We start from the raw sequence: 14255 nt of genomic DNA, 5'->3' as shown, positions 1-14255 counted from the left end.
GTGCAAACATAGTGAAATTGTATGTAAAAATCTATTTTTTAACCGTGACGCAATCTCTGGAAAATCGCCTGAAATGTTGTTTTGGATTGCTGCTTTTCATTGGCAACAAAAGAAAGTATTTTACTGCTGCAGTGCCTTTCTAAATGCTGTGGCTGCGACTGCCCAATTGTATTTTTTCATCACGGATGTCCTTTGTGCTTCTGTTTCTCCATCGGTTAAAGCCAAAACCGCGGTGTCGCTTATGTCTTCGGAATTTAACGGATTAAAAAGATGGGATCGCATGAAATTAAAGTCGGCCATCGCAGTCGCATCGGAACAAATCGTTGGAACATTTGCCGCAATAGATTCAAGCGGCGGAATCCCAAAACCTTCGGCAATTGACGGATATACCGACAAGGACGCGCCCCGAAGCACAAGCAGCAAGTCATTTTGCTTTAATGCGTCGAGCTTTACAATTTTGCTTTTGATGTGTGGTTCTAAAAGCTCAAAATAGTCATTGTAAGCGGGGTTATTGATTGCTGCTCCTCCGACAAAAACCAAATGGAATTTTTCATAATGCTTGTTTTCAACAAAAGCTTTCAATAAAGTATGGTGGTTTTTCCTGGGTTCCCAGCGGCTTACGAAAAGCCAATACTCTGAAAATCCGTAGCGCTTTTTTACTTCGGATTTGACTGCATTTTTATCATAGCTTTCAAAATAGGCCGCATCAACTCCGTTTGGAGTAACCGTAATTTCATTGGCACCAAAATGCCTTTGGATCTGCTTTTTGGAATATTCGGAAACCGTTAATACGATATCTGAATAACGCGTGCTTTTTCCAAATAGCAATTTGTTTTTCAGTTTATATCCGAAAGGGAAATATTCAGGAAAATCAAGAAACAGGACGTCATGTACAGTAATGATGTATTTACAAAACTTAAACGGCGGCACAATGTATTGAAAATGAGCATAGTCGATTTGGTGTTTCTTGATCATTGCTGGAATGTCAAAAAGCAACCTGATGAATTTGTTGTGCGAGGCATATTCCAGATACGTAACATTTTCATGTTCGCCAAAAATGGTTTTAAGGCTGGCGGTATCGTTCGACGCCAGGAAGAACATTTTATCTGCATCACGGATCAGTTCAGTATACAAGCCTTTAAGATAGGTTGTTGTGCCTTGAAACGGGCCGTCAAAAACATGGCAGTCTACAAAAAAATTTGTTCTCATGATAGCTGCTGCTGTTTGAATGTATCGGTATTGCTAAAGGACAGCATGGCGCCAACGATAAAAACCATGATGTCTTTAGGATTGTAAAGTCCGGTGATGGTAATAGTCGTAAATAAAAATATGAGGCCGATCGCTGAGAGAACCGTATAAACAAAATTTCGGCTTTTATAAATGTTCCGGTAAATGCGGATCAGGAATCCGATGTAGATGATAAGCCCAATAATTCCCGTTTTATAGAGCAGGTATGCATAACCGTTGTGAAGTTCGGAAATGTATTTCATTCCTTTATCGTGCGGCCCTGTCAGTGGGGCAAAAAACCTTAGATTCACCAGTGATCCGTGGCCGTTTCCAAAAATAAAACTGCTGGGATTATCGACCATTAGCGCCATCGCTCTTTTTGCCTCATAGCCACGCCAGTGATCCCATAACTCAGCATGGTTGTCGCGGTCAATTTTGGTGTCGAACAATTCTCCGGGCGCGTTTTGCATTTTGTAAAAAAAAGCTTCTGCCCCTTTGGAATTCCTATCAAGCTTGACGCTAAACAAATAAGCATAAAAGGCGATAAACAAACCCAGGCAAATGCCGATGTTGCGTAACCCTTTTACTGTGATGATTGTGTAGCCGTAAATAGAAAGCAGCAATATAATGGCTGTAACCATCATTGTCCTTGAAAAATAAAGGATACTGGACAATAGGATCACCACAAAATATAAATAGTATTTTGAGGGGTTTTGAAACAGGCTTTCGTTTTGAAATTTCTTGTAAAATCCCAGGAAAAACAGGGAGAATAATTCTAAAAAGTTGTCTTTTCCAAATTCCCGTATGTCTGAAAGGTTGTCTGTTTTGCTGAAAAAAATCAGAATTACAAAGTGTACCAATGCTGATAAAAATCCGATTAAGACGATTGTTGAAACGAAAGTCCTGAAATTGTTTATTTTTTTATAAAAGTAATAACCGATGAGTATGCCTAAAATGGGTTTTATAAAATGGGTAATGTCTTTTACAATGTTTACAACCGGGTATTTATTGACAAGCGTTCCGGCAAATCCGAGAAAAAAAAGAACCAACAACGGTTTGATGTTTTTTACTACAAATACCGAAAGGCTTTCTTTTTCAAGGAAGAAAAAAATTCCGATGGCCATGAACTGAATAATCACATTTGTTCGAAATGAAGGAAGGTATAATTGCGAGAAAATTACGATTATAAAAATTGAGGTATAAAATTTTACCGCGTTTATCTTCATGTGGTGGTGGAATTCTGGATCGGATCCAAAAATAATAGATTTAATCCAGTTTTAGACTGCTTTTGGTTTTTTTAACCATGTGGTTTGCAAACAATGCGGCTTGCATAATCATTTTTTTTAATCCGCTGAAGTGTTTCGAAATGTACAATTGGTATCCTTTTACAAGCATTGGGTTTTTGCTTTTATTGAATCCAACATAATGGATGTAACTTTGACCTGGAAGGAAAATGCGTTTGTAGCCTTTGTCTGCTATTCGTTTTGAAAAATCAACATCTTCAACATATAAAAAATAGTCTTCATCAAAACCGCGAATTTCCTGGTATACTTTTTTAGGCATCGCTATAAAAGAGCCGCTAAGCCAGTCGGCCTCATAACTTTTTTTCGAAAAATGATCAGCCTGGATCTCGAGTCCGGCCTGTTGCATTTTCTGCATTTTAAACATGTTTGCCGGATTTGGAAAATTGCCCACAGAAGTCGCGTAATTTCGATTTCCATCAAGCATTTTAATCGTTGCCGCACCAATTTCAGGGTTTGTTTTGAGCATTTCAAAAACTGGCAAAAGCAGGTCCAGCACGACCGTATCGTTATTTATAAGCAGTAAATAATTTCCGGCTGCTTGTTTTACGGCTTCATTATTTCCTTTCCCAAAACCCAGGTTGTCTTTTGATTCGATGAGTTTTATTTCGGGATAATGGGTTTTGATAAAAGCACAGCTTGCATCGGAAGACGCATTGTCGATTACTATAATTTCAAATGAAATGTCCTTGAGCTGTTGATTGAGGGAATCAAAACAATCTTTTAGATATTTGTATCCATTGTAATTTACAATAATTACAGACAGTTCTATATGCATGTTTTGTTATTTGAGATTGAAGCTAAAGGTATAAAATCCGAGTTTCTTTTTAATGTAATACATGCAAACCACGTTTAAAACCACGTTGGTGACTAAACTTGCAAATGCTGAGCCGTTGATTCCATAGGTTGGAATCAGGATAAGATTCAGCACTACGTTCAGAAAGAAACAGAAAAACGTAATGTTCCGAAGGATATTCTGATTGTTTGTCATATTGAGTATCTGATCGCAATTTCCGCAAACGGCGCTAATCAATACCCCGATGGAAACAATGATTAATGTTGATGCGCCCTGAACGGCATCCTCATTAAAAAAGGATAAAATGTAACTGCTGAAAATAATCAGTCCGGCGACAATTGGTATGGTTAAAACGGCAATGATCTTTGTGGAATTCTGGACAAGTTTGCGAAGGCCTTCAAAATTGCCGGTTCCGTAAAACTGTGCGATCATTGGCGTAATGATTGTACCAAACGATACAATCACTAGAAAGCCTACCGTTCCCACTTTATAAGCGACGTTGTAAATCCCAATTTGGTTTTCATCGACCATCGTTCCTAAAATGATCACATCGGTCCAATTGAGTAAATAAAGGAGTAAACTGCTAAACATCATGGGAGAAGCGGTGGCAAGCAATTCTTTTGACGTAATGGAACTCTCGATTTTTGCTGATGCTTTGAATTCAAATATAACGATAGCTTCAAGGATGATGACCAGCAAAATAGCGATCGTGTAGGCCAAAAAAGTATACGGCCCTGAAAGATCGAAATAATAAAAAAGCAATAAAGAAGCAATCAGGAACAGGTTTGGAAGCACAAACATGAACAGGTTAAATTTTATAAAATTGCGCGTGGCAATAAAAAAATATAAAAAAAGCTCATGCAGGATCGACAATGGCAATGCAATGGCGGTGATGACGAAATACGGCACCAGCAATTCATTTTTAAAAACAGTCGTAGAAAAAAAACTGGCACCTGCATAGAAGATCACAATCGGCAAAATGGCAAAGTAGCAGGTGATTTTGATCCCTCTTTTGAGTAATGATCTGGCCTGCTGCAGATCCATATTGTGGTTTCCGACGATTTTTATGAGTGCTGCCGGAATGCCAAGGGCAAAAATCATCGCACAAGCCTGGCAAATGGTAAAAATCAGGGAATAATTGCCAAAATTGGCCAATCCGAAAAAACGGGTAATTAAAATGGTAGATAAGAACGACGTCGCCAGTCCGAAAATTCTGAAAATTAGTGTGATTCCTGAAGATGAAATCACTTTTTTAAAGTTCTGACTTACTGGATTCATCTTAGTCTATTGAGAAATTGGTTAAGGCTATTTGCGGACTATAAAAAAATATTGGTATGAAAAAAATTGTTCGAAAAGCCCTAACGTAATGGTATTGATAATTTTTGCTGTTGATTTTCCTTTGTAATTTTTGATCGAACTTTCATAACTCACAACCTGAAAACCATTTGACTCAAAAAGCGATCTCATGTCCTCACGGCAATAAAACCGCATGTGCGTGTAATCAAAAATGCCGCTTTCTTCATATTGGAAATTGCCTTTCAGGAAAATCTTATTTAAAGCAGAGTAATGGCGTATATTGGGCATGCTGATAATCATCTCGCCGTCGTCTTTAAGGTAGGTTTTGAGTTTTTGCAAAATTCTGCCTGGCTCAAAAACATGTTCCAGTACATCGGGAAGCATGATGAGGTCAAAGTAATTTGTATATTCCGGAAAATCAAGTACGTCGATATTTCCAAAAATAAAACGATCTACTGCTTTGTAATTCTGAGGATTATTCGTGTCTTCAAAAATATCTACGCCCACAGCTTCTGCAGCCACTCCGCTTTGTTTGAGGTAAAACAAGGTTTCGCCATAAGCTGCACCAACTTCCAGGACTTTAATTTTCTTTTTTTCGGCACCGATGAGCCTCGTTAAATCTGTTCTGACATTTGCAAAATAACTGGATGCTTTACTGCTATAATCCATAATTGTTGAATGGCCCAGATTTGTTAAAGTTTTCTGGATCTATGTTTTGAAAACACCAAAACCGGGGTTTTAGTGTTTTTCAAAAATAGTGTTTTAATTTTAAAAATAGCATTTTGACGCTAAATTTGGAAATAAAAAGTGCCTTCCCTTTTCTCCTTTTATGCAGACGATACGGCATAAAGACAATGCCAATCAAACCTCTTGAAATCAAGTGGCCGAAAAGCAATATCTTAGAAAAAAAAGTTTGTTGGTATTGAAATGTTGTTATTGAACAACAAGTTCATTAGGATAACCAGCAAGTTTCTGAAATGTTGAAGCTTTATCCTTCAAAAGAACTTGAATGAATTTCCCTGCCTCATTGGTTCCAGTCACAGTTACGTAGGTTCCGTCAGAAAGTACAAGTTCTTTCACTGATTTTAATTTTGCCACGTTTTCTGCATTGTTGTCAACAATAAACATGTTGTAAACAATTCCAACGCCTGCATTCCAGTTTTCGTCTGAATAATTACTAAGCTTAATAGTATTTTCTTTTACTACCTCTTTGGCTGTTTCATCTTGTTTTGGTTCGTTTTTACATGAAGCGAAAGCCAACATTGCAAACATGCAAATTGCGTAAATTCTATTTTTCATCTTGAAAGTTTATTTTGTTGCAAAAGTATCTATTTTTTTTATTCAAAATAATTTTTTCTTAAAAAAATCAAAATTAATGTGATGTACCTGGTTTTTAGGGTTTAAATTTTATCTACCGACTCTACCAGGTAGGTTTTTTTACTGTAAATCAGCTCAACAATTAACGACAGGTATTTTATAATAATGGCAAGTATAAAAAACAAGCCTGAAAAGCTGCCTGAAATGAGCAAAATGGTCGTAGTCCAGCCTTCAATAGGCCTTTCGCTAAAGTAAATGGCACAGGCATAAATTCCGGAGAACATCGTCAGGCAAAATAAAACGATGGTGATGCCAATTGAAATCCTGAAAGCAAGATTGGTATAAATAATCAAGGAGTTCAAGGCCATTTTATTGCGGAATATGCCTTTTTCTTTATTGCTTCTAGGATAACTGCGCGGAATTGTTTTGTATTCGAGCACATCCATTTTTAATCCGCTGTTGGCATAAAGCGCTTTTCGGTAAGGAATGGATTTGCTTATGGAATAGGCGCGGTTTATCGCGCGTCGGGACAAAATCCTGAAACGCTCTGAACGCAATTTGTACTTGCTTTTTGAATACCTGTTGAATAAACTATAGAAGAGTTTTGAAGACAAAGCATTGTGCGTGACAGGCGCTACCGAAACAATGTCGAACCCTTCAACGATGCGGTAATAGACATCGAGAATCATGGATTCCTGATAATCGATCGCAAGATCATCAAATTCATATACAAAATCCCCCATTGAAAGGTCAATTCCGGCTGTCATAGACACCTCCAGGCCCTGGTGCAAACTCATATTTACCAAACTAATATGTGATGATGCCAAATCTTTGAGCGCCTTGATATTCTTGATCGAATTATCAGTAGAACAGTCGTTCACAACGATAATTTCGAAACTCTGAAAATTCTGGTCGAGGATGCCAATGATCTTTTGCAGAAAACCAGCGATCCTGTCTTCTTCGTTGTGAAGGTATATCACAGCCGAAACTAATTTTTTTTCTTTAATAGTCACTTTCTGTCAATATTTCATTTAAATCATACACTGTATTTATTTTTCCTGATAGTACAGAAATAAATGCCGGTTTGGACGAATGCTGCTTGATTACTGTTGGCCGGGAGTCATCCACTTCAGACGATTTTAGAACCGGCTTAATCGAATACAACGATTTTACATATTCAATTTCGATATCATCATTGAGGTATTTTCGGGCAATGCCATACATATAATCCCATGCTGTTTCTGGTTTTGCTACACAGATATTGCAATTTCCAAGCTGTTCCGGACTGCAGGTGTTTTGGCTGTGCGGCTGGCAGTCGAATGTCGGCAACGCATCATAACTCGTTTTATGTGGCGTGTAGGAAACCGATGTAAGCGAATGGTAACCGGTTTTTCCAAATGGCATCAGCGAAAAAAACGGGCCGTCCATAACGGTAATCCCGATATTCTTTAGCGAATCGCTGACTTTGCACAAAATCACTTCGCAAAGCTCGTACTTAATTTCTATTTTTTCAAAATCCAATTTGGATATGACTTGATTTACAGAAGCATACGTAGAATTCAAAATGAAAGGCGTCGTATAGTGCTGTCCCGATTCTAAGACAATTTCGTAATTGTTTCCTTGCTTTTCAATCGTTCTGATCCTGCTGCCATAAAGGATTGTTGCCTGTTCCTGCTCGTTTATGTTTTTTAGGAAATGCTCCAGTAAGATGGCGGCATCATAAGTACTTTCCTTGCTTAGAAAGGCGCCTTCCACCAATCCTGGCTTAAAATATTCTGACGGATCTACAGGCCGGCACGGAATTTTCGAATCTTTACAGAATTTTTGGAATTGTGCCGCATTCGTCCATGAAAAATTACTTGCGATGGCATAAATTTTCTCAAAATCTTCCTTGACCGAAAATCCGTAGTCATTCTTAAAAAGATCATAATAACTCGCCGATTTTGTCGCCGTCGAATACGATCTAGGATAATGATAACCCATGTGAACGCGCGCCTGATTGATATAAGTAGCACGCATGAAAGGAGAATTGTCATATTCGAGAACCAACACTTTTTCTCCTTTTTTTCCGCACAAATCTGCAGCATAAAGACCGTAAATCCCTGCTCCGATGATTACTTTATCAAAAAAATCGCTCTGCATTATTTAATCTTTATATTATTTGGATAAGCCGCCGATGCTTTGAAAAGCCCAACCTGTTCTTCCATTTCAATGTGGATGTAATCTCCTGCTTCGGTATACTTTTTAATATGCATGATCGATCCGTCTGAAAATTCAAGTGTCTTTGCGTTTGCCAATACTTTCAAAACCACTGGCGATTTGCCCATTAACAGTACATTCATTTTAAGGCCAACGCCGCCTTCCCAATATTCATCTGTAATATTACTCAGCGTAAAGGTACTGCTATCGCTTGACTTTTGGAAACTCCCATTGCTGGAAATAATTGCAAACTTATCAATCGCAATGGCTTTATCCGCGCTCAGCGTAATTTTTGCTATCGCACTGTTCCACCAGTAATAATTCGTACTCAAGCGCAGCGCATATTGATGCAGTCCTTTTTCGGCTAAAAAGGTGTACTCGCCTCTTTTCACATTGGTTTTGTCGTATAAATTTACCCTGACATTGATCACCTCATCCGATTTAAATTCGGTAAAAAGATACATGGGCTGCTTTAAGTTTGATTGCGTGTCTAAAGACAATATGATTTCTGGCTGCAACAGTTGGTATTCGAGTTTTTTAACTTTATCAAAAACATTGCTGTCGGCTTTTTCTCCCCAAACACGTGGAATATTTTTAAGTTGCTGGTTTGGCACCTCGGGCAAAATGGAATTCGGGTTTACCGGATTTGAAAAATGAATGGCCGAAATTTCGACTTTTGGCGCATCGCAATCAATCCTGATGTCTTTTGGAAAAGCCGAAAGGTTCAGCGACACCGTGTTTTCTGCCGCGCTAAGTGTTTTCCTGACCGAATTTTCTTCGGTGTAAGTTTCCTGTCCGGGCAAAAGATAAAACACCTGTACCGGCCCATTTGAATCAAAGAATTTGATATCAATGTTTACAGGAGCGTTTTTCTCAAATGCTGTAGTTTCTGAAATTGCCGGAATAATTCCTGTGATAAACGGATCGCTGCCTGCAGAAGTGAGCACGAGGCCTTTTCTTTCAGAAGGTGCTACCGAAATCTGGTTGTTGTTCAATTTACCAACATTAATTTTTGAAAAATCAGAAATCATGAAGTCGGTCAATATCGTTTTACTGGTATTTAATTGCTTTTTATAGGTTTCCCATTTGTCTTTGCGAACAAACATAATGATGTCTTTAAGCTTAAGTATCGGCTTAAAATTATGATATACATATTCTGACAGCATATAATATTTCAGGTCAACCGACACCTCATCGATCGTTCTCCACATGTTGGTGCTGTCTGACATCAATACGACCGAAATGTTTTTGCCTTTAATTTCTTCCAGCGCGCGTTGCTGTGAAAAATCACCATTGAGCATCAGCGGCGTTTGGTTCACATAGAGTGGATTTTTCCTTCCGGTAAGCGCAAAATAGTAATTATGCGATGAAAAATCAAAATACGTTTCATCCGGCTTCAAAACGGCATCAAGAAGGCTTTTGAAATATTGTATTTCCTTTTCGTCGGTTTGGGGTTTCGTCCGGGTTCCGTTAAACGGATAAGCTTCCTGGAATTTCTCATTGAACGACTGGGAACCTATGGCGGCAGCAAGAAGGCTTTGACTTTTGCCTTTCAGGCTTGTCTCATTGAGCTTGACCAGAAAAGAAAACCCGATAATTAAAAATAGAAAAAGCATCAGGTTGTATGTCCTTTTCTTGATAAAAATGAAACAGCATACCGCTATCGGAATCGTACTAGTAAACGTTACAATGATATTCATCAATAAAGTGTGGCGGACGATTCCTCTTGGAATGTTAAAATAAAAAGCCAGTGCAAAGAACACGAAAAGGATCGCTGCTTCACGGCTTCTTTCATTCGACATGATCTCATTTGCATATTTCCGGTCTAAGAACGTCCTTAAGCAAAGGCCTGCAAGAAGGAAAATCAAGGCCAGCGGTAAAACATAATAAACAATCCTGAACACTGTAGTGCTCTGATCGCCCATGTTTTCAAAAGTCCAGTTCTGATTTGACATCGAAACCACCACGAATTCGTGCAGCCTTTCCAGCGGATTAATCCCCTTTACCAGGCAGAGCACCGCAAAAAGCAGCAGTGCACTTCCAAAGGTTACTGCTGCAGTAACAACGAATTTTTTTAATTCATAGGTGTTTTTCCCGATGTAATTAAAGATAAAATAGGCCGCCGTTCCTGCTATAACGCTAGGAAAACCCAAATCGAGCCTGTATAGGGATAACAGCAATATTGAAATCCAATACACATAAAAAGCTCTGGTCGACCGGGTCTTGAAAAGCCTGAGCAATGCCAATGCAACAAAAACCGTGAAAATAAAATAGTTGTTCAGGATGTCGAGCATCGGGAAACAAAGGCACACCACCAAAGCAATTTTCGGATCTAAAAGCTTCCTTAACAGGAAAAAAAGAAGCAGGTAATTGAAAATGTCTGCATACGAATTATACAAAAATGGCGACCAGGGTTCGTATCCGTTTAAAAAACTGTAGACGAATCCAAAAATCTCATTTGAAAGCATGTGGGCATCAAAAGTTTCAATGATTGGAATGCTTCCGTAACGAAAAAAGTGATCGACAGAAATGCCATGGTTTGCAGATTCAAAAAACTCATCCTGTGCACCCGCAACGCGCCATGGTTGTGCAATCATAAAGGCCAGCGAAACAATTAGCAGCGGAAAGAAATATCTGGCAATGACATTGGTTTGCACCACTTCTTTGCCGCGAAGTTTAAAGTATCGCCATAAAGAAATTCCTATAGCAACCACAGCAACCACAGCAAATAACAGTTTCGGGCTGTCAAACACATATCCTGTCCTTACATTAAGGATATTAAAAAATTCCAGGCCAAGGGATTGCACTGCAACAATTCCGGCTAACGGAATCGTGGCAGCGAAAAGAGTCATCCGCTTTAATGCAATTTGCGAATCGTTTTCTTTTCCCAAAAACCAGCGCAAGAAAATAGATGCTGCCATATTGACTAAAACAAACAATAAGAAAAAGAAGATGTTTTTTGTGGAAAATGGAATTGTTACATTGGAAACAACCAAATCGACTGAAAAAAAACCCGTTTGAATTTTTTTCTGAAACCACTCAAATAAAAGCATTGCAAATGGAATTGATACTGACAATATCCAAAAACCATCTTCATCGCTGTTTGCCCTGTCTGCCTTTGTATGAAACAAGGTGTAAACGGCAAGAAAAAAAACAATGTACACCGCAACATCGGCATTGATCAGGAAAAAGCCTGCAAATACCGACATCATGCCTACCAACGACAAGTTAAAAACGAGTTCAAGGGATTTCTGGCTAAATACGCTATCGGCGATCTTTTTACGAAAATAAATGAAAAGTCCCGAAAATAGTAGTCCAGAAACGGCTATAACCGAAATGATGCTGCCATAATATGTTTTAATCCTCGACGAAACATCATAGTTGTAAATTGTTCCGTTCGAGATCACATGCTGTGAAAAATCCTTTATCGCGGGCCTGAATTGCAGTACAACATTCAACAGCGGCGAGAGCACAAATAAAGAGCCAAAAAAACTGAGTGCCGCCAGCGCTTTAAAGGCTTTCGGGTTTTTTTCAGAATATTCCCTTATGGTTTCTAAGAACTTTTTCATGGATTGTAGTCGCCTTTAAAATTTTTGAATAAAATCTTTAATAAATCTGAATTGCCTTTAAAAAAACTAATCTTCGTTGGCGTTTTCCCCGAAACTGGATAAACCCTTTCAACAGGAACTTCGCCCACTTTCAATCCGAGCTGCGATGCCCTGACAGATAAAAATGCCAAAAGCTCATAACCTGTAAACACTTCGCGAAGCGGTTTTACTTTCGAATGTTTTAAATATTTCATTGAATACGCGCGGAAAGCATTGGTAGAATCGGTAAAACGATGCCTTGCCGTCAGCGTGATGATTGGCGAATGTATGAATTTTACAGCCAAATGCCTGATCAATGGCGTGTTGACTGCCTTCCCGCCTTTTACATATCTTGAGCCCTGGATAAAATCGTAGCCGGCTTCAAGTTTTTCAATAAACAACGGAACCGATTCGATGCTGTCCTTGTTGTTGCCATCGACGGTTAAAATGCCTTCATAATTTCTTTCAAAAGCAAACCAGAATCCCATCCTGAGCTGGGCGCCCTGTTTTCCGGAATCTTTTTTGACCAGAAGTGTGTTTACGCCCAGGGCTTTTAATTTTTCAATATCGGTCGATCCGTCAGTAGATCCGCCATCGCAAATAATGATGTCGATGAGTTCGTGAATCCCGTGTTGTTGCGCGCGTTTCAGCTCGTTTAGTATTCTTTCCCCTTCATTGATAATCGGAATGCACAGGCAATATTTGGCTTTCTTTTCGTTCAGTTCAAAAGCTTCAAAGGCAGGAACGCCGGTCATTTTTTTATACAGCATAAAACGTTTCTTTGAGGTAAAGCACGGTTTTTTTGACAGCTTCAATATCATTCAGATTCTTCATTTCGATAGAAACAAAGCGGTCGTATTGTTGTTCTTTGAGTAAAATGGCAAGCTCGCGGTGCAATTCGCGGTGTTCAATTTTTTCAAGATACGGTTCACTGATGTGGATGTGGTTCATCAGCGGCAAATGATCTGAAATCAAATCCAGGCTTTCATTGTTGTGGAGGAATGTGCCAAAATCCAGGTTAATCTTTAATCCGGGAACGGCTGCTTCTTTCACGAAATCAATCGCCTGTTGGGTCGTATTGATGAAATTCGTTCCGTAAATGTCGGGGTTCGGCTCCAATGCCATAACGGTTCCTTTTGAATCGGCGTAACACCCGAGTTTTCCAAAAAAATCAAACGCAACATCCATCTGGTTTGTGCCGATGATCCTGTTTTTTGGCGATCCGAAAACCAGGTTATTGCAATGCATCGCCGCCGCAAAATCAATTGATTTTTTGACGTAATTGAAAATGGCTTCGCGTTCATCTTTCGTTCCGAAAATAGCTTCGTTCCTGCCAAAGCAAATCGATTGCATTGAAGAAATTTCGAGTTGAAAGTTTTCTTTTAACTGATCGCTGAAATCGGCTGCAGCCTCCAAATGCTCATACGGATTTTCAGAAAAAATGCGGGTTGGTGCAATTTCAAGGCCCGAAAAACCTGCTTCCTGCAAAAAAGCATACATCATGTGGTCGTCTTCGGAAGTCCAGGCTATGTTGGAAATCGATAATTTCATCAGGCTACAGATTCGGAGATAAATTGTTGAATGGCTTTCAGGACCGTTTCCTTGTTTCTGATGTAATGGCTTTTGCCTCCGAAATGCGGGGCATGTTTGGTGTAAAAATCATACAACGGCGCTTCGGGCAGGATTTCATTTAAAAAATCTTTCCGGAAAACCGCCTTGTAAATTTCGTTTACAGAAACCGGTTCTGTTGCAAGGTTTAGCTTTTTGATCTGGTGTTTTTGGGCAGTTTCAATATCCGGCCACAAATCGGCCAAATTGTAAAATTGAAACACACCGCGGCTGTCGGTAAAGTTTAAAGCTGTGAAACCCATGTCGAGGAATTTTTGCTTTAGTTCTTTTTTGGCTTCCGCCGATATGGTATTGAGTTTGTAAAATGTATTTTCCTGTTTCGTGTAATAATCGTTGAGCCAATTATTTTCCTGCGAAAGCTCCGTAAATTTTTTCTCATTGAGCATGAACGGCACAATCTGGATCAGGTCGTAGATGAAATTTTTCTTAAGGTTTTTGCCGAACAATGCCGGAAGCCTGACGATCAGATGGTCTTCAAAATTTTCTGCAACCCAGTTTTCGAGAAAGAGCCTGTTTTTGCCGTAAGCCTGCTCAAGTTTTTGGGTGTCGTCAGATTCATCAACATGCACCGGTTTCGAATATACATCGACGGTCGAGATCAGGATCAGTTTCTTTGGATTGATCTTTTGGATGTTTGAAATCGCATTTTCGATGATCTCAAAATCTTTTTCAGGCTCAGAGTTGGCGAGGAACTTCTCGGCACGAACGCCAGAATAGACCAAAACGTCCGGATTCAGCCCGAAAGCATCTTCAATATTTGCAGAATTATACAATCCGTCAAAATGGGTTTGCCCTTTCAAATTGGAACCAACAAATCCCGTATGCCCAACGAGTAGCTTCATTTTTATGTATTTAATTGATGTGCCAAATATACAGTTTACATCGGATACAAATCAATTAAAT

12 protein-coding genes are annotated in these 14255 nt (G+C 39.1%); all 12 read right to left on the bottom strand.

Features of this window, described 5'->3' with window-relative positions; genetic code table 11:
- Positions 1-120: 120 nt before the first annotated feature.
- The 12 genes from BLS32_RS03645 to BLS32_RS03590 all read right to left on the bottom strand — a co-directional run bounded on the left by BLS32_RS03645 (position 121) and on the right by BLS32_RS03590 (position 14194).
- Positions 121-1209, bottom strand: a complete 1089-nt coding sequence (locus BLS32_RS03645; RefSeq protein WP_091391968.1) for a glycosyltransferase family 4 protein — start codon at positions 1207-1209, stop codon at positions 121-123.
- Positions 1206-2351 (bottom strand): hypothetical protein, encoded by a 1146-nt coding sequence (locus BLS32_RS03640; protein WP_139171684.1) that lies wholly within the window; start codon positions 2349-2351, stop codon positions 1206-1208. The genes BLS32_RS03645 and BLS32_RS03640 overlap by 4 nt, the downstream gene beginning before the upstream one ends.
- 142 nt (positions 2352-2493) lie before the next feature.
- A complete protein-coding gene (locus BLS32_RS03635) occupies positions 2494-3306 on the bottom strand; it encodes a glycosyltransferase family 2 protein (protein ID WP_091391965.1) in 813 nt (270 codons plus the stop codon).
- Between the two features lie 6 nt (positions 3307-3312).
- Positions 3313-4602: a flippase gene (locus BLS32_RS03630; protein ID WP_091391963.1), complete on the bottom strand. Its 1290-nt coding sequence runs from the start codon at positions 4600-4602 to the stop codon at positions 3313-3315.
- Positions 4603-4629: 27 nt separating this feature from the next.
- A complete protein-coding gene (locus BLS32_RS03625) occupies positions 4630-5289 on the bottom strand; it encodes a class I SAM-dependent methyltransferase (RefSeq protein WP_091391961.1) in 660 nt (219 codons plus the stop codon).
- Between the two features lie 264 nt (positions 5290-5553).
- Positions 5554-5919, bottom strand: coding sequence for a hypothetical protein (locus tag BLS32_RS03620; RefSeq protein WP_091391959.1), 366 nt, complete (start codon positions 5917-5919; stop codon positions 5554-5556).
- A 101-nt stretch (positions 5920-6020) separates the two neighbouring features.
- The gene (locus tag BLS32_RS03615) at positions 6021-6917 is read right to left on the bottom strand and encodes a glycosyltransferase (RefSeq protein ID WP_217639545.1); all 897 of its coding nucleotides are present in this window, start codon (positions 6915-6917) and stop codon (positions 6021-6023) included.
- Between the two features lie 22 nt (positions 6918-6939).
- On the bottom strand, positions 6940-8079 hold the full coding sequence (locus tag BLS32_RS03610; RefSeq protein ID WP_091391954.1) for an FAD-dependent oxidoreductase: 1140 nt from the start codon (positions 8077-8079) through the stop codon (positions 6940-6942).
- Entirely contained in the window at positions 8079-11705 is a 3627-nt protein-coding gene (locus BLS32_RS03605; protein WP_091391951.1) for a hypothetical protein, read from the bottom strand. Before BLS32_RS03605 ends, BLS32_RS03610 begins: the two co-directional genes overlap by 1 nt.
- Entirely contained in the window at positions 11702-12493 is a 792-nt protein-coding gene (locus tag BLS32_RS03600; protein ID WP_091391949.1) for a glycosyltransferase family 2 protein, read from the bottom strand. The genes BLS32_RS03605 and BLS32_RS03600 overlap by 4 nt, the downstream gene beginning before the upstream one ends.
- A complete protein-coding gene (locus tag BLS32_RS03595; protein WP_091391947.1) occupies positions 12483-13274 on the bottom strand; it encodes a sugar phosphate isomerase/epimerase family protein in 792 nt (263 codons plus the stop codon). Before BLS32_RS03595 ends, BLS32_RS03600 begins: the two co-directional genes overlap by 11 nt.
- Positions 13274-14194 (bottom strand): sugar nucleotide-binding protein, encoded by a 921-nt coding sequence (locus tag BLS32_RS03590; RefSeq protein WP_091391945.1) that lies wholly within the window; start codon positions 14192-14194, stop codon positions 13274-13276. Before BLS32_RS03590 ends, BLS32_RS03595 begins: the two co-directional genes overlap by 1 nt.
- Between the last annotated feature and the right edge of the window lie 61 nt (positions 14195-14255).

Source organism: Flavobacterium noncentrifugens (assembly GCF_900100375.1).
GTDB classification, from domain to species: domain Bacteria; phylum Bacteroidota; class Bacteroidia; order Flavobacteriales; family Flavobacteriaceae; genus Flavobacterium; species Flavobacterium noncentrifugens.
The sequence above is the reverse complement of the archived record's forward strand: the minus strand, read 5'-3'. Positions and strand labels throughout refer to the sequence as shown.